This is a genomic window from Streptomyces sp. NPDC056373, from assembly GCF_042262425.1.
In the GTDB taxonomy this organism is placed as follows: domain Bacteria; phylum Actinomycetota; class Actinomycetes; order Streptomycetales; family Streptomycetaceae; genus Streptomyces.
On record NZ_JBHJPX010000003.1, the window covers coordinates 366,706 to 387,545 of the forward strand.

A 20,840-nucleotide genomic window follows, 5' to 3' on the forward strand; every position below is an offset into this window, starting at 1 on the left:
CGGATGCGGCCGGCTCAGCCACCGTTCCGCCGCCGGACCGCCTCGATGATCTCCCGGGTGTCCCGCAGCGCCGCTGCCTGTCCCTCGGTGAACATCACTCCGGCGCAGTTGAGGATCACTTCGTCCACGCCGGCGTTCCGGTACTGCTCCAGTCCGGCGGCGATGTGGTCGGCCGAGCCGTACAGGTACGTGCCACTCTCCACGAGGGCGGCGGCACCGGCCACGGGGTCGGCCGGGTCGACGGGAACACCGGCCCGGCGCAGCATGTCCGTGTAGTGCTCCATGGTGAGGTGCCCGGAGGCGGCCGTGTGAGCGAGCACGTGCGGATCCCGGCCCTCGCGCTCCACGGCGACATGGACGACGGTCGCGACCCGGCAGCGTGTGTCCCGGTCCTTCTCCTTGGCCCCTTCCTCCAGGGCGGGCAGCAGGGTCTCGGCGACGTAGGCGGGCGGGGTCATCCAGGTGATGGCGACGTCGGCGACGCCGCCCGCGGTCCGGGCCATGTTGGGGCGCAGCACCCCCACGCCGACCTCCACACGGGGATGTTCCATGGGGATCAACCGGCCCTGCAACTGGTGGTAGTCACCGGCGTGGTCGACGATCTCCCCGTCGAGCAGGGCCCGGACGGTGCGCAGATAGTCCGCGGCCATCGTGCGCGGGCTGGTGAACGGGCGTCCGTTGAGGCTGCGGACGAACGCCGTCGAGCCGACGCCGTAGCCGGCGACCACCGGCAGGCCGGTCAGCAGGGCGAGCGAGCGGGCCTGGAGGGCGGCCTCGTACGGATGGCGCAGCGGCATGAGGGTCACGCTGAGGCCGACGGGGACGCGCAGCCCGGCGCCGGCGAGGTGGGCGAACGCCTGGTGGGCCTCCACCTTGAGCGACTGTCCTGTCCACAGGCGGCGCACTCCGGTGTCGCGGACCAGCTCGGTGTGGGGCCGCAGGGAGTCCGGGGTCTCCGGCATGTTCGGCACGAGCACGCTCGGGAGCACGTTGTCGGCGGTCACGGCTGGTCACCTTCCTTGTGTCGCTGGTGCTCTGACATCTGCCGGAGCTGTTGCTGTTCCTTGACGAACTGTTGTGTTTCTACTACGTTTTTTCCATGAGCCCAGTGAGTCATCGCGAGGGAATGCAGATCTACAACCAGCTGAGAGTGCTCCGCGCCGAGCGCGGCCTCAGCCGCGTCGCGCTGGCCAAGCTGGTGGAGGTGCACCCGCAGACCATCGGCGCCATCGAGCGGGGCGACTACTTCCCGAGCCTCGACCTGGCCTTCCGGCTCAGCGACGTGTTCGAGCTTCCGGTGGAAGCGATCTTCAACCGCAAGCCCTTCGCCCCCCTCTCCGCCCAGCTGTACAACAAGGAGGACCGCTCGTGAGCCGGCAAGGTGTCAACGGGACGACGGATCTGGCGCGCAGCCCCATGCGCCCTGTGGCGCTCTCCCTCTGTGTGCTGAGCGCGGTCATGGTGGTGCTGTCGTTCGTCTCGGACGGCAACGCGTTCTCCGACTCGTGGTGGCTCGTGGCCTTCGTGCTCTGGCTGCTGCTGTGGGGCGTACTGCGCTCGATGACCCGCGGAGTGGCCGAGCGGCCGCAGGTGGGACTGGACGAACGCGAGCGCGGACTGCGCGACCGGGTCTCCTTCATCGGCTACCAGTGCGCGGTCGGCGCCGGCATGGTCGTCGTGCTGCTCATGGTCGTCTTCCAGAACCGGCCCGACATGATCGAGCGGATGCCCGCGCTGCTGACGACCCTCATGCTCACCGCGTCCGCCGTGCCCTCCGTCATCCTCGGAATGTCCGGCGTGGGCGTCGAGGACGCCGACGAGGACGAGGACGAGTGATTCGGCAGGCGTGGAGCGGGAATCAGGATCTCGTGCGACAGGGCGGGTGCCCACCGATTGCGGCGGTGGGCACCCGCCCCTTTTTCTCAGCGGGTCACGCGGTTCAGCAGGAGTGGTCGAAGGTGTTGTCGACCGAGACGGCCGAGACGGCGGACGCGGCGGAGATGCACGCCTGCGACGAGGTGGTGATCGTGATCGTGGCGGCCGGGGCCTCCACGGCCGGGACGATCTCGTCGGCGGCGGCGTAGGTGGAGTAACCGCTGATGAGGGACTGGGTGTTCATGTCGACTCCCGTTGTCTCGGATTTCTGATGGTGACCGGATCGGCGATTTCGGCAACCGCGCTCTCCGGCCGTGGCAGAACCATTCCTCGAACGGTGCCGTGATGGCAACGGAGTTGACCGCATGCGGACACTGTCCGCAATCGGTCAACGCTCCGTGTTGAGCCGGTACTCGATTCGGTCCTATGCTCGCCGGGATGAGCCGAGATCAGCTGCATCGCTTGGTATTGGACAATGGCCTCCGGGTGTTGCTGGCACCGAATCCCGTGGGCGCTTCGATCGGTGTTGCTGTGCACTACGGCGTCGGTTTCCGCACGGAACCCGAAGGGCGCACGGGCCTGGCGCATCTCTTCGAGCACCTCATGTTCCGAGGGGGCAGGGGCGCCGAGCCCGAGGGTTATCTGCCACGGGTGCAACGCGCCGGCGGTTACGGTGACGCCCGCACCCGCCAGGACGTGACGGTTTATTACGCTGCCGGACCCGCCTCCGCACTGGAAATGCTGCTCGCCCTCGAAGCGGACCGAATGCGCTCGCCCTGCATTTCCGCGGGAAACCTCCGCACGCAGACCGCGGTGATCGACGAGGAGATCCGGCTCATGGTCCGCAATCGCCCGTACGGAAACCATCCCTGGGCACTTCCGCGGGCCTTGCACCGGCGCTCGGAGAACGCCAGGGACGGGTACGGCGAAACCGTCGACCTCGCCGCCTTCGACATTGCGTTGTGTGAAAGGTTTTTCGCCGACCATTACGGTCCCGGAAATGCCGTGGTGACCGTCACCGGCGCCTTCGACCGCCCCATGGCGGAACGTCTCGTACGCCGGCACTTCGAGGACCTGCCGGCGCGTCCGACGGTACGGCCGTCCGATCCTCACGAGCCGGCACCGGGGGAGGAGAGGCGGCTGACGGTCGCCGACCCGCACGCCGGTTCACCCGCCGTGGCGGTGGGCTACCGGATGCCGGACCCGGTCACCGAACGCTCCGACTACCTCGCCCACCTTGTCCTGGCGGCACTGCTCGGACAGGACGGAGACGCCCTGCTGCGCCGAGGTCCGACCGCGGCTACCGGAGCGCAGAGCCTCTCGGTGGGCTGCGGTCTCTTCGGGCTGCCACTGGACACGGTGGGGCCGGATCTGCTGACGCTGTTCGCCGTGCACGAGCACGAGCGAGGCGCTGAGCACGTCCTGGACGCGCTCGACGGCGCGCTGGAAGCGCTGGCGACGCACGGGGTCGCCGCCGCGCGACTCCGTGCCACGACCGCCCGCTGGGCCGCCGGGGCGATGCGCGAACTCGGTGATGCGGGCACCCGGGCACAGCTGCTCGGCCTGCGCGAGACGCTCTTCGGCCAGGCAGAGCTGACCCATGAGCTGCCGGAGCTGGTACGCGCCGGTGTGACCGGCGAACAGGTGAGCCGGGCGGCCGCCCGGCTCAGGTCCTCCCACCGGGCGGTCGTGCGTTTCGTGCCGGAACGCCGGGCCGTGCCGCGGGACATCGCACGGGAGACGGCGGCATGACCGGTGGTGCGGCGAGGGAACTCCTCGCGTACGGCGGCCTGCCGGAGGCGAGCGTCACACAGGGACGGCTGCCGCTGCCCGATGCCGACCTCACTCTCGGCAACGGACTGCGCGTCGTGGTGTGTTCGGCTCCCGTCGTCCCCCTGGTGGAGATCCGGCTCACCGTCCCCTACGCCGCCACGGCACCCGGGGAGGTGGCGCACTGCCAGCTGCTGGCCGGGCTCCTGCTGAGCGGCACGGTCCACCGGGGCACCGGCGACCACGACGCGGCGGCGGCCGCGCACGGCGCCACCCTGGACGCCTCCGCGGACGCCCGCAAGCTCACCGTCACCGGTCACACCATGGCCGACGGCCTGTCCGCCGTACTCGCCCTGCTGGCCGGTGCCCTCGCCGCGCCGCAACCGGCCGAGGAAGCTCTCGCCTCCGAGCGCGAACGGCTGGCACGCCGCATACGGCTGGCCACCCACCAGCCGGCGGCGCTCGCACAGCACGCCCTGCTGCGGCGGAGGTACGGCGAGGAGAGAGCCGCCCGCTGGCAGCCGACGCCCGAACAGGCCGCCGCCTGCACACGGGACGACCTGGCACGACTGCACGCGCGGCACCTGGGCGCCAGGGGCGCGGTGCTCGTGCTGGTCGGGGACCTGGAGCCGGCGCAAGCCGTCGCCATGGCCACCGAGCTGTTCGGGGCGTGGGAGCCCGGGCCCGAAGGCGACGTTCCCGAGGTGCCGCCCTGGTTCCCGGGCGGGCCCCTGCGGCAGGTGGACCGGCCCGGCGCCGTCCAGAGCGTGATCCGGCTGGCCGCCCCCGCCCTGCCCCGCACGGACCCGGGCTACCCGGCCCTGCACCTGGCCCAGTTGGTCTTCGGGGGGTCCTTCGCCTCCCGGCTGGTCACGCGCCTGCGCGAGGACAAGGGGTACGCCTACCAGCTCGGTTCGGGTGTGGAGTCGGTGCCGGGTACCTCGACGCTGATGGTCGAGGCCGACACCGCCGCCGAGCACACCGTCGCGGCTCTCGCGGTGATCAGGGAAGAACTGGAACGCATGGCCGCCGACCCGCCCTCGGCGCGGGAGACCGACGCCGCCAGGAGGTATGCGACCGGCTCCACCGCGACGGCGATGTCGTCCCCGGGAGCCCTGGCGTCCGGGCTGGCGAACCTGCTGCATGTCGGGGTCGGTGCCGACTGGTTGCACAACTGGGGGCCGCTGCTGGACGGCGTGTCCCACGACCAGGTCGGCGAGGCGGCCCGCCGGTTCTTCCGGCCCGCCGACTTCACCGGGGTGGTCGTCGCCGACGGGACGGCGGTGGCGCCCCTGCGCAGGGGCGCCACCGGCGAACTGACCTTCTGACGGCCCGAGGGGCTGTGTCTGCGAGTGACCACTCGGAGACACAGCCCCTCGGTGCGAGCCGATCGGGCGGGTCAGCCCCGGCTCTTCTTGATACCCGCGACAACGGCGACGACAACGGCGATACCGACGGCGATCCAGAGGGCGGTGCTCATGAGGTGCTCCTTCGAGGTTTTCCGGCAGGGGGTCGGCCGGGGACAGCAGAGGGTCGGGTCGAGAACAAAAGGGAGTCGGGGGAGGGGGACAGAAGAGGGAGTCGGGGGAGGGGGACAGGAGAGGGCCGGCCGGGGACGGGGAACTAGCGCACCCGCAGCGCTTCGGCGAAGGGCACCCGGGAGCCGCTGCGCAGCACGCTGCCCGCGTACATCCGCCCCGCGACGCGGGTCATGCCCACCAGCGCGGCGACCGCCAGCACCAGGGAGAGAGCGACCTGCCAGGCGGCTGCGGTGCCCAGCAGCATCCGGGCCGGCATCAGGATCGGGCTGAGCGGCGGTACGAGCGACAGCCATTCGATCAAGGGGTCGTGCGCGTCCTTGCTCAGCAGGGCGATGCCCAGCACGAACGGCGTGGTGATGAGCAGCATCACCGGTTGCACCACCCCTTGCAGGTCCTCCTGCCGCGAGACCCGGGCGGCGGCCGCGGCCAGCAGGGCGGCGAAGAGGAAGAAGCCCAGCAGGAACCAGACGCCCATCGTCACCAGCGACCCGCCCACCGCACTCGGCAGGGTGAGGGCGCCGGTGCCCTGCGCGAGCGCCACCGCTGCCCCGCCGAGCAGCAGGAGCTGGGTCAGGCCGGCGACCGCGACGCCGATGAGCTTTCCGGCGAGGAGCTGCCAGGGGCGGATGGTGGAGAGGAGCAACTCCACCACACGGCTGCTCTTCTCCTCCACCACGCCCTGCGCCAGGGTGATCCCGTAGAAGACGAAGAAGAAGTACAGCAGGCCGGTGGAGGAGATGATCAGCGCGAACTGCTCGGCCGCGCTGTTCTCCGACGGCTCGAGTGCGTGGACCCGCACCGTGGACGATGCCACGCGTTCCCTGAAATCCACGGGGTCCACACCGGCGCGTTCGAGCTCCCGGGTGGTGCGCTCCTCGGCGATCGTGGCGCGCACGACGCCGAGCAGGTTCTCGTCCGCCTCACGTTCCACGGAGAGCGTGAGGCGCCCGTCGGTGCCGCCGAGCACGGCGGAGAGGTCCCCGTCGCGCAGCATCCGGTCCGTACGGTGGCCGTCGACGGTGACGAACTCGAAGTCGCCGCCCGACTTTTCGGCGACAGCGGCGAGCGCCGGGCGCATCGCCGCGACCTCCCGCTCGACGCCGACCCTGGCCGGACCGTCCTCGGCGAGGAGGATCACGAGGGCGTAGACGCCGAGGCCGAGCAGCAGCCCCAGGGTGCTCAGGACGAAGGATCTGGTCCGCATCCGGCTGTCGATCTCCCGCCGGGCGACCAGGCCGACCGCCCGGCGGGCCGGCAGCGCGCCGGTGCCGGAGGTGTCCCCGCCCGGGCCGGAGGCGCGCTCGCCGTCCGGGCCGTGCGTGTCGCCCGGCGCTGGTGCCACTGTGTTCATGTGCTGTCCCCGTCGGTGTCGTTCGCTGTCGTGGCGGCGCCAGCCGTGGTGTCCGTGTCCGACGTCCGCCCGGCGTCCTGTCCGTGTGCGCCGGTTCCGGTGACCAGGTCGCGGTACAGGTCGGACAGCGGCGGTCGTTCGGACACGAAGGCGAAGACCGGTCCGGTGGCCAGCGCCGCGTGCAGGACCCGCTGGTCGTCCGCACCCTTCGCCAGGCGAAGCCGCGTACGGGAGCCCTCGCGGCTCACGACCGACACGCCCCGCAGCCCCGCTGCCCAGTTCTCGTCCGCCTCCGGGGCGTCGACCAGCAGCCGCCGCTCGGCGTTCTCGCTCAGCTCCTCGATCGTGCCGCAGGCGATGAGACGCCCGCCCGAGACGATGCCGACCCGGTCGCAGACGCGCTCGACGAGCGACAGCTGGTGACTGGAGAACATGACGGGCACCCCGTCGGCGGCCCGTTCGACGAGCACGTCGTGCATGACGTCCACCGCCACCGGGTCCAGACCCGAGAACGGCTCGTCGAGCACCAGCACCTGGGGGTCGTGGACCAGCGCCGCGGCCAGCTGGACGCGCTGCTGGTTGCCGAGGCTGAGGTTCTGGACCTCCTCGGAGGCGTACCGGGAGAGCTCAAGACGCTCGACCCACCGGTCGGCCGCCCTTCGCGCGGCAGCCGACGGCAGGCCGTGCAACTCGCCCAGGTACCGCAGGTGTTCGCCGACCTTCATCCGCGGATACAGGCCGCGCTCCTCGGGCATGTAACCGAACTGCCTGCGGGCGGCGAAATCGACAGGGCGGCCGCGCCAGCGGACCTCTCCCCCGTCGGGGGCGAGGACGCCGAGGATGATCCGCATCGTGGTGGTCTTGCCCGCGCCGTTGCTCCCGACGAAGCCGAACAGCTCACCGGCGTGGATGCCGAAGGTCATGTCCGCGACTGCCTGGCGCCTGCCGTACTTCTTCCGCAGGCCGTCGACCTCCAGCACCGGCCCAGCCATGTCGCACCTCCAGAGTGATGTACTAACTCGGTGAAGTATTGCGTTAACACATCACTCCGTCAAGGTAGTCATACGTTCTGGCGCTCTACCACGTAGACGTGCTTCTCCGAATGACCCGTGACCGGGCTGCGGTCCCAGTCCGCCCAGCGGTCCGTCACACGCAGTCCCGCGAGCCGGGCCATCACGTCGAATTCCGCAGGCCAGGCGTACCGGCTGACCTCGGGTACCTTCCGCAGCCCGCCGGCGCTCATGATCGTGTGGACGACCAGGACGGACTGGAGCGACTGGTTCACCTGGATCGTGTCGAGCAGCAGCGCGTCCGGTGCCAGGTGACCGATCCGGGTCGTCGCCTCGGTGAGCCGGTGGTACACCTGCGGGTTGTAGGTCTCGAAGACCGCGACACCGTCGTCCGCGAGCGCGTCGTGGATGCCGCGCAGGCAACTGATCTGCTGCTCCTGGGTGGGCAGCATGAAGAAGGTGTTCAGCGCGGTGAGTACGAGGTCGTAACGCTCCTCGACGGCCAGCGCGCTGAAGTCGCCCACCGCGGTGGTGACACGGCCGGTGGGGTCGTTCTCGTGGAGTTTCGCCAGCATCGCGGGGGATGCGTCGACTCCGTGCACCCGATAGCCGTTCTTGGCCAGCGGGACGGCCAGCCGGCCGGTGCCGACGCCGAGTTCGAGCAGAGAGGCCGGGGCGGGGCGCAGCTCCTGGAGGAAACCGACCATCGAGTCGATGGCGGGTCCGGCGGCGGGATAGAGCGAGTCGTAGACGTCGGCCAGTGACTCGCCGTACGCGCTGCTGTTCCCGCCCGGTGCCGTGCTCCGGCCGTCGGTCGCCTCGGCGCCGGTCGGCCCGTGTGTCTCGTCGGTCATCGTGCTGCCTCCGTGCGGTGTCGGGTGGATACGGTTTCCGGCTCGTGGCCGTCGTGGCCGTCGTGGCCGTCGGGGGCGGTTTCCTCCAGTGCCGCCCGCAGCCGGTCTGCCGCGGACAGCACCTCGGGAAAGGGCGCGGGCGCCCACGCCTCGCGTTTCCCGCTGGTCGTGCTGCGGCCGGGGTGGGGCGGTACGACGATCACGTTGCCCCGCGCGCCGAGCTTGGCGCTGTGCTCCGCGTACGCCGCGCTCTGCGCGCCGCCGGGCGGCAGCGCGGGCGCCAGCGCGATCGCCGCCCGCGTGCACTGCAGCGCGAGGAGCGAGGGCGAGTCGCCCAGCCCCAGGGCAAGCCTGGCCAGGTAGTTCAGCGTCGCCGGGAACACGACGACCGTGTCGGGCCACTGCGCGAGGTCCACGTGCCGTGCCTTCGGCTCCGGCTCGTCGGGCCACCGGTCCGCCCGCACCTCACAGTCGCCGATGGCGGCCAGCGACTCCCGGGTGACGAACCTGCCGGCCGCCCCGGTCAGTACGTACCGCACCTCGGTCCCGGGGTGCCCGATCTTCAGCCAGCTCGCCCAGAAGGGCAGATGAGCGGCCGTGACCGAACCCGTCCCGATCACCAGCAGGCGCCGCGCCCCCACCGCTTCGACCGCGGTCGCCGCGCCGCTCACCGGGCCACCGCCCCGGCCACCGCCCCCGCCACCGGCGGGGCCGGCGCCGGCGCGTCCCCGGCCGGCTGCCGCGCGCCGCCGCCGCGCAGCGCCTGTCCGTGCACCAGCTCCTGGTACAGCGCGGAGCGCGTCAGCAGTTCCTCGTGGGTGCCCCGGTCGACGGTGCGCCCCTCGTCCACGACCACGATCACATCGGCGTCCTGCACCGTGGAGATGCGGTGCGCGACCACGAGCACCGCACGCTCCGCGGCGAGGGTGCGCATCAGCGTCCGCAGGCGTTCCTCGTTCTCGCTGTCGAGCTGGGACGTCGGTTCGTCGAACAGGACGATCGCCGAGTCCCGCAGCAGGACACGGGCGGCCGCGAGCCGCTGCCGCTGACCGCCGGACAGGTCCTCGGCCCGTCCCAGCTCGGTGTCCAGGCCGTCCGGCAGCGCTTCCACGGCCTCGCGCAGCGCGAGTGCCTCCAGCGCCCGCCACAGCTCCGTGTCCGGCAGGGAGCCCCTCTCGTCGTCCCGTCCGAGCAGGAGGTTCTGCCGTACCGTGCCTTCCACGAGGGTGAAGCTCTGGTCGACGTAGCTGATCGCGCCGCGCAACTGGTGCAGCGGCCACTGCTCGACGGGCAGTCCGCAGACGGCGATGCGGCCGGACTCCGGCAGGAGGAAGCGTTCGGTGAGGCCGAGCAGCGTCGTCTTTCCCGCCCCCGACGGCCCGACGATGGCGGTGAGTCCGCGCGCGGGGGCCGCGAACGTCGCCTCGTGGATGATGGTGCGCCCGCCGTCCCGGTAGGTGACCGACTCGAACTCCACCGCGGACGCGGTCGGTGACGGCTCGACGGGGGAGAGGCCCCCGGGATTCTCCGGGGCGATCGTGAGCACGCTGTTCAGGCGGGCCCGCGCCGCCAGGCCGCTCTGCATTCTGGCGACCCCCGAGACCAGCAGGGTCAGCGGCGCCACGAGCTGCAGCAGGTAGACGATGAAGGCGGCGAACTCGCCGATGTGCAGGTCCCCGGAGGCGAGCCGGGCGCCGCTGGTGACCATGACCGCGACGATCGACAGCTGCTGGCCGAGTTGCATGGTGGGCCCGACCAGGGCGGTCACCCGCGCCACCGACACCGCGGCGCTGCGGGCGTCCTCGATGCTGTGCCCGAGCCTGTCCGCCACCTGGCGTTCGGCGAGGAACGCCTTGACCGTGGGCAGGGACAGCACGGCCGCGGTCATGTGCTGGGACATGGTGCCGACGGCGTTCTGCTGGCGTTCGACACCACTGCGGATCGACCGTACGCACAGGAAGATGCCGGCACCGGCGACCGTGAACGTGGCGAGCACGACCAGCAGCAGGACCGAGTCCAGCAGGCCCATGGCGATCAGGGTGCCGATGGCCAGGAACAGCGAGGACGGGAGCTGGGCCACGCCGACGTCCACGACGGAACGCAGCTGCGTGCTGTCGGAGGTGGCCCGGGCGACCAGGTTGCCGGCGCCTTCCCGGCGGACCCGTCGCAGCGGCAGGGTCAGGATGTGCGAGGCGATGCGCGACCGCGCCTCGGAGACCAGGCCCTCACCCGCACGGGCGAGCAGGTAGGAGGACCCCGCCGACGCGAGCCCGGCGCCCACCGCGAGGCCCGCCATCGTCAGCAGCGGACCGACGGGACGTTCGTCCTCGGAGAGGGCCATCACCAGGTCGCGCACCTGGAGGGGGAGGACGAGGGTGGCGGCGGCGGAGAGCAGGCTCAGCACCACCGCGGCGGCCACGGCCGCCTTACGGTCCTTCAGGAGTTGTGCGAAGACACGCAGTTCGTCCGTGCCGTCCGGGCGTGGTGCGCTGGCCATGGTGAGGGACCTCCTGCAGGGTGCGGTGACATCCGGCCGGCCGTCGGCGGCGCGGCGGACGGCTCAGTTCGTGGACCGGAGGGCCGTCTTCCACGGCCAGTCGTCCGAGTCGAGGTTGCGGGCGGGGTCGGCGGGGTCCACGTTCGCCGCCACACACGCCGAGGCCAGTTCGGCGGCCGTCGGACGCTCACGGTTCCGTTCCGCCGCGGCCACGAAGGCCCGTGCGACCACATGCGCCCGGTGCTCACCGAAGCTCAGGGCACGCATGCCCGTCCGCTCGTCCTTCGGCTCCCACGCGGCCGTCACACCCGGCGCCAGCACATGGGCGAAAGCGGGCGCGGGCCCCTCCGGCAGAGCGGTGGCCAGGGCGCTGTCGACCACGGTGTCGACGGCGTCCCAGGAACCCGAGCCGAGGTAGACGACCATGCCGTCGTTGCGCGGCAGACTCGCGGGATTGGAGATGATCTTCGCCCGGTAGGTCGCGGAGCGGGCCTCCAGAGCGCTCAGCACGGCATGCCACAGCTCGGGCGCCGCGTCGGGGTCGGCCACCCTCAGATAGAGCCGCAGCAGAGCGCCGCGGCCGGTGGTGCGGCCCGCGCCGCTGTCCACGAGGAAGAAGCCGGGAGAGACCAGCGGGCGGGCCGAGGGGAGGTTCATCCGCACCACCGGGCGCGCGGGATCGCCCACCGTACGCCCGCTGTCCCGCAGTCCGACCGAGTCCGGCACGTTCACACGCAGGCCGTCGATCTGCACGACCTGCCGGCCGGCGGCCGTGCACTGTTCGGTGAGGACCCCCGCGGCGACCGTCTCGCGGTGCGGAGTCGCCTGTGCCAGCCGTGCCTCGAAGTCCGGCGCGCGCAGGGTCCTGGGCGCCTCGCGGTCCTTGACACCCCGCCCGGTGTGCAGCACCTCGTACAACGTGCGGGCCAGCAGGAAGCGCATCGCCGACGCGGACTCGGCGGTCACCTCGTCGTCGCGCACCCACGCCGTCCTGCCGTCCGGCGTGATCGTCACGTCCTCCAGCGCCCGGCGGAGCCCGGCCGCGAGCTCCGGTGCCGCGACCGCTCCCGCTCGCGCGTCGGTCCGTCCCGGCCCCGGGACGGCCGGGACGGTCTCCTGGATGCCCGTGCTCATGCTGCCTCCCCGAGTCCGACCGTGGAGACGAAGCTCCGCGGATCCAGTAGTGCGGTCCTGCCGATGCCGGCCGCCGCCCGGACGATGGCCGACAGCCGGCCGCTCTCCCTGGTCGAGGCGATCAGACGGTCGATCAGATGCCATCCGGCGTAGGACGTGGCACGCACCACGAGCCCGTCGTCGTCGGGGCCGCCGCCCTCGCGGTAGCCCCGGTGGAAAGCGGAGACGAGCGGAAGGACCCGGGTCAGCTCCTCGCTGCCCCGCGCCACGACCTCCTCGTGGGTGAGCACGGCAGAGAAGGCGTCGTCCGTCTCCTGTGCGGGAATGCGCAGCACCGCACGGTGCAGCCACTCGCCGACGTACGACCCGACGTCGCGTGCCGGGTCGCCGAGCCGGAACTCCTCCCAGTCGTTGACGTAGAACGCCGTGTCGGTGATCAGGAACTGATCCAGCCGCAGATCTCCGTGGACGGGCACGCGGGCGGCCCCGGCCTCGGCCGCACGCAGCCGCTCCAGCTCCTCGACCAGCGGGGTGTCGCGCTGCAGCAGCCCCCACGCCTCGACGAAGGCGCCGGTGGCGTTGACATAGCTCTCCAGCGGAAGCGACCGCAGGTCCTCGACCGGCGGGTACGGATGGGGATCCGCTTCCGGGAAATCCCCGGCCGTGTGAGGGAGCGCGTGCAACGCCGCCAGCGCCCGTCCGGCTTCGGCGGACATGGACTCGGTGAACTCCTGGTCCGCGGCGAGCTCGCTGCCGGACCTGATGCCGTCGAGCATCCGGAACACCAGCAGCCGCTGCTCCTCGTCGCCCCCGAGAAACTCGGGGCGGGGGAAGGGGCGTTCGGCGTCCCGTGCCAGGCGCTCGAAGAGCAGGATTCTCCGGTAGCGTTTCAGGGATTCCCTGGGGTTCCCTTTGAGTCTTTTAGCGAATACCGGGTTTCCGGTGTCCGTGATGCCTGACCAGTTTTCGTTCCGGCCGGGATAGGAGTAGAGCTCCGAGGCGTTCAGCGATCCCAACCCGAGCCGGTTCAGCAGCTGTTCGACCGATGAGTCCACGGGGCCGTCGACAGCCGAGGCGGACGACCGGCCCTGCGGATATGTAATCTTTTCTCCTGCCACATGGGCTTTCTATCGCGGTGCGCTGCCGCCGGACAACGAAGTGACCGGCATCGGCCACCGCCGGTGGGACCCGGGTGCTGCGGTTCGCGAGAGCGCCCGGCGGCGTGACAGGTCACGGCGCCGGGCGGCGGTGAATGGGCCGCGGCGGGAAGGAAAGAGGGGCTGCGGGTGACGGTTTCCTCCGCTAACCGTCACCCGGCGCCACATCGACCTGCCCGCCGTGCGTTCCCGGGTCAGATGATTCTTCGACGCACGGCCCACACCACTGCTTCTATCGGGGTTTCCACGTCGACGCAGTCGCAGATCGACCGGAGTTTACGACGTAGCGTGCGGTCGCTCATGTCCATGCGTCTGGCGACCTGCGTCATGGTGCAGCCCTGGGAGACGAGTTGCAATATTCTCAAGTGATCGTTCCCTAATCTGAGGTGGGGCTCTCTCAAGGAACTGTTCAGTGTCACTTTCAAACCTCATGTTTTCGTCCGACGGTGGGGCGTCGGAGCTCCGCCTGATGGCGTGAAAGTTGCGCTGCTCGTTTCATTCGACCAGGCCGGCACGCCGAGTACGTCGCCAGGAAAGAGGAATGTGGAGCGAAGATCCTCGAAGGGGCGCGTCAGGCGGAGCTACTGATCAGAAACTGGGCTGGTCGGGACTCGTCGTGTGGGTCCTGGCGTGAAGCATGCTTCCCCCTAGCCGTTCGGTCACGCGAACAGTGTGGACGGCCCTTCGACAGCGCCTTTCAGGCGGGAGGTGGAAGGAGTGATGTGCCCGTGGAGTCATCCATCCGGACAGTGGTCGTCCACCCGGGCAGTATACGAAGGGCCGACTTGGCTTGATCAATGCTTTACCCATGTGATGGGCGTCACATTGCAAATACTTTCGCGGAATTTGAGATTCCGATTGTGCTTTATTCTCCTCTTGGGATTTGTTCGCATGTAAAAGCGGTGTTGGCTCGGTGCCCTGCCCGCCGAGCCAAGAACAAAGGAATCCCGAGGCGTCGGAGTGTCCCTCGCCGGCATACCGCGGACGCGGTATGCCGAGGAGCCCCGTACTCCTCCGGGAGGGGCGCAGGTTCGACCCGCGGTCGACAACAGTTCGACAGCTTCACCCCGTACCGTTGACGCATGGATCTTCGACTGCCCGGACTCCACGGGCTGCTGCGGAGGCCCCGGCGGCTCCTCGCCGCCGGGGCCGCCGTCGCCGTCCTCGCGGGCGCGGGCACGTGGACGGCCGTCGCGAACGACGAGACGCCCCCGGTCCACCGCGAAGACCGGTTCCTGGCCACCGGCGAGGGCATCCGCATCGACACCTCGTTCTTCACCTCCGGAGCGGACCGCCGCCGCCCCGCGGTCCTGCTCGGGCACGGCTTCGGCGGCAGCAAGAACGACGTGAGGCAGCAGGCCGAGGGCCTCGCCCGGGACGGTTACGCGGTCCTGACCTGGTCGGCCCGCGGCTTCGGCAAGTCCGACGGGAAGATCGGCCTCAACGACCCCGAGGGCGAGGTCGCCGACGTCTCCAAGCTCATCGACTGGCTGGCGAAGCAGCCCCAGGTCGAGCTCGACAGGAAGGGCGACCCCCGCGTCGGCCTGACAGGCGCCTCCTACGGCGGCGCGATCGCCCTGCTCGCCGCGGGCCATGACGACCGCGTCGACGCCATCGCCCCGGCGATCACGTACTGGGACCTCGCCGACGCCCTCTTCCCGAACGGCGTCTTCAAGAAGCTCTGGGCCGGCATCTTCGTCAACTCCGGCGGCGGCTGCGAGAAGTTCGAGCCCGCGCTGTGCCGGATGTACGAGCGGGTCGCCGAGTCGGGCAAGCCGGACGCGGCGGCGCGCAAGCTGCTTCAGGAACGTTCGCCGTCCGCGGTCGGCAGGAACATCAAGGTCCCCACCCTGCTGATGCAGGGCCAGTCCGACTCCCTCTTCCCCCTCGGCCAGGCCGATCGGGCCGCGAAGGCGATCCGGGCCAACGGCGCCCCCGTCGACGTCGACTGGATCGCCGGCGGCCACGACGGCGGCGACATGGAGACCGGCCGGGTCGAAGGCCGCGTGACCTCCTGGTTCGACCGCTACCTCAAGGACGACAAGAGCGCCGGCACCGGCCCCGCCTTCCGTGTCAGCCGCACGCTCGGCCAGGGCTCCGGAGACGGCGAACCCCGCCTGACCGGAGTGACCTCGGACCGCTACCCGGGCCTGGAGAGCAAGCAGCGTTCCGTCTCCCTGGCCGGCCGCGAGCAGAGCTTCGACAATCCGCCCGGGGCCAGCCCGCCCGGCGTCTCCGCCCTGCCCGGACTCGGCGGCGCCGGCGGCCTCAGCCAGCTGTCCACGCTAGGCATCGGCGTCTCCCTCGACTTCCCCGGCCAGTTCGCCGCGTTCGAGTCCGCGCCGATGCGCGAGGACCTCCAGATCACCGGCTCGCCCACCGCCACCGTCCACGTGAAGTCCACCAGCGACGACGCCGTCCTCTTCGCCAAGCTCTACGACGTCGGCCCGGGCGGCGGCGCCCAGCAGGTGCTGCCCTCCCAGCTCGTCACACCTCTCCGGGTCGAGGACGCCAAGGCCGGCAAGGACGTCACCGTCACCCTCCCGGCGATCGACCACGAGATCGACGACGGCCACCGGCTCCGCCTGGTCCTCGCCTCCACCGACCTCGGTTACGCCTCCCCGACGGCACCGGCGACGTACACCGTGTCCCTCGAGGGCGACCTGAAGGTCCCCTCGGCCCTCGGGCAGCGCGACACCCAGGACGGACTGCCCGCCTGGGTGTGGTGGCTGCCGCTCGCCGGCGCGGGCATCGCGCTCGCGCTGATCCTCACGGGCCGCCGCCGCACCGCCGCACCTGCCCCGCCGGACCCGGCCCTCGCCGAAGTCCCCCTCCAGATCACGGACCTCACCAAGCGGTACGCGAAGTCCACCGACCGGTACGCGGTCAAGGACCTCTCCTTCCGCGTGGAGCAGGGCCAGGTCCTCGGCCTGCTCGGCCCCAACGGAGCCGGCAAGACGACCACCCTGCGCATGCTGATGGGCCTGATCAGGCCCGACGGCGGCGAGATCCGCGTCTTCGGTCACGCCATCGGCCCCGGCGCCCCGGTCCTCTCCCGGGTCGGCGCCTTCGTCGAGGGCGCCGGCTTCCTGCCCCACCTGTCCGGCCGCGAGAACCTGGAGCTTTACTGGCGCGCCACCGGCCGCCCGGCCGAGGACGCGCACCTGGAGGAGGCCCTGGAGATCGCGGGCCTCGGCGACGCCCTCGCCCGCGCCGTGCGCACCTACTCCCAGGGCATGCGCCAGCGCCTGGCCATCGCCCAGGCCATGCTCGGCCTGCCGGACCTGCTCATCCTCGACGAGCCGACCAACGGCCTCGACCCGCCCCAGATCCGCGAGATGCGCGAGGTGATGATCCGCTACGCCGCCGCCGGCCGCACGGTCATCGTCTCCAGCCACCTCCTCGCGGAGGTCGAGCAGACCTGCACCCACCTCGTGGTGATGGACCACGGACAGCTCGTCCAGGCGGGCCCGGTCGAGGACATCGTCGGCTCGGGCGACACCCTCCTCGTCGGCACGGCCGCGCCCGTGGACGAACCCCTCGTGGAGAAGGTCGGCGCCCTGCCCGGCGTCGCCTCGGCGGTGCGCGCCGAGGAGGGTCTCCTGATCCAGCTCGACGCCGACGGCACCCCGCAGCGCCTCGTCGCCGACCTCGTACGCCTGGACGTGGCGGTGCGGTCGGTCGGCCCCCACCGCCGCCTGGAGGACGCCTTCCTCACTCTGATCGGAGCCGAAGCATGAGCACGCTCGCCGAGCCGCCCGTCGAGGTCGCCGACGGCTACCGCGCGGGCCGCACCCTGCCCTTCCGCGTCGAGCTGGCCCGGCAGCTGAAGCGGCGCCGCACCATGGTCATGGGCGGCGTCCTGGCCGCCCTGCCGATCATCCTGCTCATCGCCTTCCAGGTCGGCGGCGACCCGGGCGGCAACAACAACCGCGTCAACCTCATGGACACGGCCACCGCGTCCGGGGCCAACTTCGCCGCGGTCAACCTCTTCTCCGCCGCGGGCTTCCTGCTCGTCATCCCCGTCGCCCTGTTCTGCGGCGACACGGTCGCCTCCGAGGCGAGCTGGTCGTCCCTGCGCTATCTGCTCGCGGCCCCCGTGCCCCGGGCCCGGCTGCTGTGGTCCAAGCTCGCCGTCGGACTCACCCTCAGCCTCGCCGCGCTCGTCCTGCTCCCGGTCGTCGCCCTGCTCGTCGGCACCGCCGCCTACGGCTGGGGACCGCTCGAACTCCCCACCGGCGGCAGCCTGTCCACCGGCACCGCGGTCCAGCGCATGCTGATCGTCGTCGCGTACATCATGGTGTCCCAACTGGTCACCGCCGCCCTCGCGTTCTGCCTGTCGACCCGGACGGACGCCCCGCTCGGCGCGGTCGGCGGCGCGGTGTTCCTCACCATCATCGGCAGCGTCCTCGACGAGGTGACGGCCCTCGGCGACTGGCGCCACTTCCTGCCCGCGCACTGGCAGTACGCCTGGCTCGACGCCGTCCGGCCCCGGCTGGAGTGGTCGGACATGATCCAGGGCACGTCGATCTCCGTGACCTACGCGCTCGTCCTGTTCGCCCTGGCCTTCCGCGGCTTCGCCCGCAAAGACGTCGTCTCCTGACTCCCCAGCCCCACAGCCCCACAGCCCCACCCCCCAGCCCCACAGCCCGGCAGTCCAACGGTCAGATCGACGGAGGATCACCAACCGGTCTCGAAAGCTCTCCCCGTGGCCGCTTCGAGACGCTTCCGCAATGCCCCGTACCGCACGTTCGGGCCCCCCGCACCGTCACAGTCGCAAGAAGCCGACGTCAACGGATGCAGGGGGTACGGACGATGGAGCGGTTCCGGACACGAAAAGCGCTGCTCGCCCTCACGGCCGCGAGCGGCCTGCTGCTCACCGCGTGCGGCGGGGGCGCCGGCACCGGCGACGGCAGCAAGGCCGCCGACCGCCCCGGGTACGGCACGGGCGGGCCCGCACCCGCCCACGGCGACGAGGACGGCACGAGCGAGCGGGACGACCTCCGCGAAGACCCCGGCCACCTCTCCACCTTCGCCCTCGACGTCGACACCGCCTCCTACGACTACGCCCGCCGGGCCCTCGCCGACGGGCGGCTGCCCGACCCGTCGACCGTCCGCCCCGAGGAGTTCGTCAACAGCTTCCGCCAGGACTACGACCGCCCCGACGGCGACGGCTTCTCGGTCACCGTCGACGGCGCCCGCACCGGCGACGAGGACTGGTCCCTGGTCCGCGTCGGCCTCGCCACCCGCACGACCGAACGCTCCGGCGAACGCCCGCCCGCCGCCCTCACCTTCGTCATCGACGTCTCGGGCTCCATGGACGAACCGGGCCGCCTCGACCTCGCCAAGAAGTCCCTCTCGGTGATGACGGACCGGCTGCGCGACGAGGACTCGGTCGCGCTCGTCACCTTCAGCGACGAGGCCGAGACCGTCCTGCCCATGACACGCCTCGACGGCAACCGCGACGAGATCCGGGACGCCGTCTCAGGCCTGGACACCCAGGACTCCACCAACCTCGGCGCCGGCGTGGAGACCGGTTACGAGACGGCCGTCGAGGGCCTGCGCGAGGGCGCCACCAACCGGGTCGTCCTCGTCTCCGACGCGCTCGCCAACACCGGCGACACCGACGCGGACGCCATCCTGGAGCGCATCGCCGGCGAACGCCGCGAGCACGGCATCACCCTCTTCGGGGTCGGCGTCGGCAGCGACTACGGCGACGCCCTGATGGAACGCCTCGCCGACAAGGGCGACGGCCACACCGCCTACGTGTCCGACTCCGACGACGCCCGCGAGGTCTTCTCCGAGCAGCTCCCGCGCAACGTCGACCTCACCGCCCGCGACGCCAAGGCCCAGGTCGCCTTCGACCCGGAGACGGTCCAGGAGTTCCACCTGGTCGGCTACGACAACCGGCGCGTCGCCGACGAGGACTTCCGCGACGACCGTGTCGACGGCGGCGAGGTCGGCCCCGGCCACACCGTGACCGCGCTGTACGCCGTGCGCACCGGGCCCGGCGCCGAGGGCCACCTCGCCACCGCCACCGTGCGCTGGCTCGACCCGCAGACCCGTGACCCGCACGAGGAGACCGGCGACCTGGAGACCGGCGCCCTCCACGGCTCCCTGCGCGCCGCCCCCAGCCGCTTCCAGGTCGCCGCGGTGGCGGCCTACTTCGCCGACGCCCTCCGCTCGCGGGACGACCTCCCGGGAGCTCCGGCCGGTCTCGCCGAACTCGCGGACCGCGCCCGTGCGTTGTCCGACACCACGCAGGACGGGGCGGTGCGTGAACTCGCCCTGGCCATCGAGCAGGCGGACCGGCAGCGGGACTGAACAGCTCCCGGCCGTCCGGGACGGGACGCGGGCCAACCGGGTGAACCTGCGGAACCAATTCTTCTGCACCGGGTTGATGAGGCAGTAGAGCATGCGGCGCCACGAGAAAGGAACGCGCAGTGCTCAAGGAGGCAATGATCGCTGCGGCGGCCGCCGCTTCCGCCCTTGATGTGCCGGTGACGGCCGCTGTCCCGGCACTCGCCGGCGGACCGGTCGTCGCGCAGGGCAACGGCGAGTAGCGCTGCCTCCGCGGCCCCTGTGCCGCGAGACGGCGTGCCACACGCCCGATTCCTGTTCAGCGCTGCGACCTGTTCACACCGCCGCACCGTCGGCCCCGGACGTGGATCTCCGCTCCGAGGCCGGCCGCCCCAATTCTTCAAGCAGGAGGACACTGCAATGCGACAGACCCTGAGCAAGGGAGCGATCGCGGCGGCCGCCGCCACGGGGATTCTGTCCCTGTACGGCAGCCCCGCCCTCGCCGACTCCGACGCGTCGGGCGTGGCGAAGGATTCCCCTGGTGTGCTGTCCGGGAACAGCGTTCAGGTGCCGGTCGAGGTGCCGGTCAACCTGTGCGGCAACACCGTCAACGTGCTCGCGGCGCTCAACACCGCGTTCGGCAACTCCTGCAGGAACATCTCCCACAAGTCGTCGGGCCACGAGGCGGGCTCGGACGCGTCGGCGGTCGTCAAGGGTTCTCCCGGCGTGGGGTCCGGCAACAACGTGCAGGTGCCGCTCGACGTGCCCGTGAACGTCTGCGGCAACAGCGTCGACGGGGGTGCGCTGTTCAACGACGCGCTCGAGAACGACTGTGAGAACGGCTCCTACGGCGGCGGTCACGGCGGCGACGACAAGCCGTCGACGGAAGAGGAGCCGAAGCCCCCGGCCAAGGGCGATTCCGTCCCGCCGAAGAGCGACACGCCGCGTTCCACGACTCCGGACACCGAGGACTCGTCGGTCACCGAGGAAGCGGAGGAGCAGGAGGAGCCCGGCACCCTGCCCCAGCTGGCCGAGACCGGCAGCGAGGCCCTGGCGGCGGCGTCGGCCGCCAGCGCCGTGCTGATCGCGGGCGGAGTGATGATGTACCGCCGCGCCCGCACCACCTCGTCCCGCTAGCCGCTCCCGGCCGCATCACCCGCACCCCCCGTCGACCCAGGTCCGGGGGGTGTCGGCCGTCGTGGGGCACCGGCTCCTCGCGCGACCGCCCTTCCCGGCACAAGAGCGGGGCGCGGGCGGGGGGGGGGGCGGGGGCGGCCCCCCCGCCCCCCGTGGGGGGCGCCCGCCCGCGGGGGCCGGGGGCGGCGGCCCCCGCCGCCCGCCCGCCCCCCCC

The 20,840-nt window shown here is 71.5% G+C and carries 17 protein-coding genes; 8 read left to right on the top strand and 9 right to left on the bottom strand.

The genetic code is table 11. The annotated features are described in order from the left end of the window. Positions 1 to 14: 14 nt before the first annotated feature. Positions 15 to 1,004: an LLM class flavin-dependent oxidoreductase gene (locus tag ACFCXS_RS08465; RefSeq protein WP_376642272.1), complete on the bottom strand. Its 990-nt coding sequence runs from the start codon at positions 1,002 to 1,004 to the stop codon at positions 15 to 17. Positions 1,005 to 1,099: 95 nt separating this feature from the next. On the opposite strand from ACFCXS_RS08465, the gene ACFCXS_RS08470 reads away from it, so the two are divergent. Both ACFCXS_RS08470 and ACFCXS_RS08475 read left to right on the top strand, forming a co-directional pair. Next, positions 1,100 to 1,372 carry a helix-turn-helix transcriptional regulator gene (locus tag ACFCXS_RS08470; RefSeq protein WP_097216740.1) on the top strand — a complete coding sequence of 91 codons (273 nt, stop codon included), beginning with the start codon at positions 1,100 to 1,102 and terminating at the stop codon, positions 1,370 to 1,372. After that, positions 1,369 to 1,836, top strand: coding sequence for a hypothetical protein (locus ACFCXS_RS08475; RefSeq protein WP_376642273.1), 468 nt, complete (start codon positions 1,369 to 1,371; stop codon positions 1,834 to 1,836). Before ACFCXS_RS08470 ends, ACFCXS_RS08475 begins: the two co-directional genes overlap by 4 nt. Before the next feature lie 103 nt (positions 1,837 to 1,939). Here the strand turns inward: ACFCXS_RS08475 and ACFCXS_RS08480 are convergent, their stop codons facing one another. Then, positions 1,940 to 2,119, bottom strand: coding sequence for a hypothetical protein (locus ACFCXS_RS08480; protein WP_159030605.1), 180 nt, complete (start codon positions 2,117 to 2,119; stop codon positions 1,940 to 1,942). A gap of 182 nt (positions 2,120 to 2,301) precedes the next feature. Between ACFCXS_RS08480 and ACFCXS_RS08485 the strand changes: the two genes are divergently transcribed. Both ACFCXS_RS08485 and ACFCXS_RS08490 read left to right on the top strand, forming a co-directional pair. Beyond that, positions 2,302 to 3,627, top strand: a complete 1,326-nt coding sequence (locus tag ACFCXS_RS08485) for a M16 family metallopeptidase (RefSeq protein WP_376642274.1) — start codon at positions 2,302 to 2,304, stop codon at positions 3,625 to 3,627. Beyond that, the gene (locus ACFCXS_RS08490) at positions 3,624 to 4,973 is read left to right on the top strand and encodes a M16 family metallopeptidase (RefSeq protein ID WP_376642275.1); all 1,350 of its coding nucleotides are present in this window, start codon (positions 3,624 to 3,626) and stop codon (positions 4,971 to 4,973) included. The genes ACFCXS_RS08485 and ACFCXS_RS08490 overlap by 4 nt, the downstream gene beginning before the upstream one ends. A gap of 295 nt (positions 4,974 to 5,268) precedes the next feature. On the opposite strand, the gene ACFCXS_RS08495 is transcribed toward ACFCXS_RS08490, so the two are convergent. The 7 genes from ACFCXS_RS08495 to lxmK all read right to left on the bottom strand — a co-directional run bounded on the left by ACFCXS_RS08495 (position 5,269) and on the right by lxmK (position 13,150). Continuing rightward, positions 5,269 to 6,537, bottom strand: coding sequence for an ABC transporter permease (locus tag ACFCXS_RS08495; RefSeq protein WP_376642276.1), 1,269 nt, complete (start codon positions 6,535 to 6,537; stop codon positions 5,269 to 5,271). After that, the gene (locus ACFCXS_RS08500; protein ID WP_376642277.1) at positions 6,534 to 7,529 is read right to left on the bottom strand and encodes an ABC transporter ATP-binding protein; all 996 of its coding nucleotides are present in this window, start codon (positions 7,527 to 7,529) and stop codon (positions 6,534 to 6,536) included. Before ACFCXS_RS08500 ends, ACFCXS_RS08495 begins: the two co-directional genes overlap by 4 nt. 68 nt (positions 7,530 to 7,597) lie before the next feature. Continuing rightward, positions 7,598 to 8,401 carry a class I SAM-dependent methyltransferase gene (locus ACFCXS_RS08505; RefSeq protein WP_376642278.1) on the bottom strand — a complete coding sequence of 268 codons (804 nt, stop codon included), beginning with the start codon at positions 8,399 to 8,401 and terminating at the stop codon, positions 7,598 to 7,600. Beyond that, entirely contained in the window at positions 8,398 to 9,072 is a 675-nt protein-coding gene (locus ACFCXS_RS08510; protein ID WP_376642279.1) for a flavoprotein, read from the bottom strand. The genes ACFCXS_RS08505 and ACFCXS_RS08510 overlap by 4 nt, the downstream gene beginning before the upstream one ends. Then, positions 9,069 to 10,898, bottom strand: coding sequence for an ABC transporter ATP-binding protein (locus tag ACFCXS_RS08515; RefSeq protein WP_376642280.1), 1,830 nt, complete (start codon positions 10,896 to 10,898; stop codon positions 9,069 to 9,071). Before ACFCXS_RS08515 ends, ACFCXS_RS08510 begins: the two co-directional genes overlap by 4 nt. Before the next feature lie 63 nt (positions 10,899 to 10,961). Then, the gene (locus tag ACFCXS_RS08520) at positions 10,962 to 12,032 is read right to left on the bottom strand and encodes a T3SS effector HopA1 family protein (protein WP_376642281.1); all 1,071 of its coding nucleotides are present in this window, start codon (positions 12,030 to 12,032) and stop codon (positions 10,962 to 10,964) included. After that, positions 12,029 to 13,150: a class V lanthionine synthetase subunit LxmK gene (gene lxmK, locus ACFCXS_RS08525; RefSeq protein ID WP_376642282.1), complete on the bottom strand. Its 1,122-nt coding sequence runs from the start codon at positions 13,148 to 13,150 to the stop codon at positions 12,029 to 12,031. Before lxmK ends, ACFCXS_RS08520 begins: the two co-directional genes overlap by 4 nt. Before the next feature lie 1,121 nt (positions 13,151 to 14,271). Between lxmK and ACFCXS_RS08530 the strand changes: the two genes are divergently transcribed. The 4 genes from ACFCXS_RS08530 (at position 14,272) to ACFCXS_RS08545 (ending at position 20,626) form a co-directional block, all read left to right on the top strand. Then, a complete protein-coding gene (locus ACFCXS_RS08530) occupies positions 14,272 to 16,929 on the top strand; it encodes a CocE/NonD family hydrolase (protein ID WP_376642283.1) in 2,658 nt (885 codons plus the stop codon). Beyond that, entirely contained in the window at positions 16,926 to 17,792 is an 867-nt protein-coding gene (locus tag ACFCXS_RS08535) for an ABC transporter permease (protein WP_376642284.1), read from the top strand. Before ACFCXS_RS08530 ends, ACFCXS_RS08535 begins: the two co-directional genes overlap by 4 nt. 194 nt (positions 17,793 to 17,986) lie before the next feature. Then, complete coding sequence (locus ACFCXS_RS08540) at positions 17,987 to 19,513, top strand: VWA domain-containing protein (RefSeq protein ID WP_376642285.1); 1,527 nt, start codon at positions 17,987 to 17,989, stop codon at positions 19,511 to 19,513. 396 nt (positions 19,514 to 19,909) lie between these two features. Continuing rightward, positions 19,910 to 20,626, top strand: a complete 717-nt coding sequence (locus ACFCXS_RS08545; RefSeq protein ID WP_376642286.1) for a chaplin — start codon at positions 19,910 to 19,912, stop codon at positions 20,624 to 20,626. Positions 20,627 to 20,840: the final 214 nt, after the last annotated feature.

Bases quoted from the DNA above. Each gene is read 5' to 3' on its own strand.
- ACFCXS_RS08470 (WP_097216740.1), top strand. From the start codon at position 1,100: ATGAGCCCAGTGAGTCATCGCGAGGGAATGCAGATCTACAACCAGCTG.
- ACFCXS_RS08480 (WP_159030605.1), bottom strand. From the start codon at position 2,119: ATGAACACCCAGTCCCTCATCAGCGGTTACTCCACCTACGCCGCCGCC.
- ACFCXS_RS08485 (WP_376642274.1), top strand. From the start codon at position 2,302: ATGCTCGCCGGGATGAGCCGAGATCAGCTGCATCGCTTGGTATTGGAC.
- ACFCXS_RS08490 (WP_376642275.1), top strand. From the start codon at position 3,624: ATGACCGGTGGTGCGGCGAGGGAACTCCTCGCGTACGGCGGCCTGCCG.
- ACFCXS_RS08495 (WP_376642276.1), bottom strand. From the start codon at position 6,537: ATGAACACAGTGGCACCAGCGCCGGGCGACACGCACGGCCCGGACGGC.
- ACFCXS_RS08500 (WP_376642277.1), bottom strand. From the start codon at position 7,529: ATGGCTGGGCCGGTGCTGGAGGTCGACGGCCTGCGGAAGAAGTACGGC.
- ACFCXS_RS08505 (WP_376642278.1), bottom strand. From the start codon at position 8,401: ATGACCGACGAGACACACGGGCCGACCGGCGCCGAGGCGACCGACGGC.
- ACFCXS_RS08515 (WP_376642280.1), bottom strand. From the start codon at position 10,898: ATGGCCAGCGCACCACGCCCGGACGGCACGGACGAACTGCGTGTCTTC.
- ACFCXS_RS08520 (WP_376642281.1), bottom strand. From the start codon at position 12,032: ATGAGCACGGGCATCCAGGAGACCGTCCCGGCCGTCCCGGGGCCGGGA.
- ACFCXS_RS08530 (WP_376642283.1), top strand. From the start codon at position 14,272: ATGGATCTTCGACTGCCCGGACTCCACGGGCTGCTGCGGAGGCCCCGG.
- ACFCXS_RS08535 (WP_376642284.1), top strand. From the start codon at position 16,926: ATGAGCACGCTCGCCGAGCCGCCCGTCGAGGTCGCCGACGGCTACCGC.
- ACFCXS_RS08540 (WP_376642285.1), top strand. From the start codon at position 17,987: ATGCAGGGGGTACGGACGATGGAGCGGTTCCGGACACGAAAAGCGCTG.
- ACFCXS_RS08545 (WP_376642286.1), top strand. From the start codon at position 19,910: ATGCGACAGACCCTGAGCAAGGGAGCGATCGCGGCGGCCGCCGCCACG.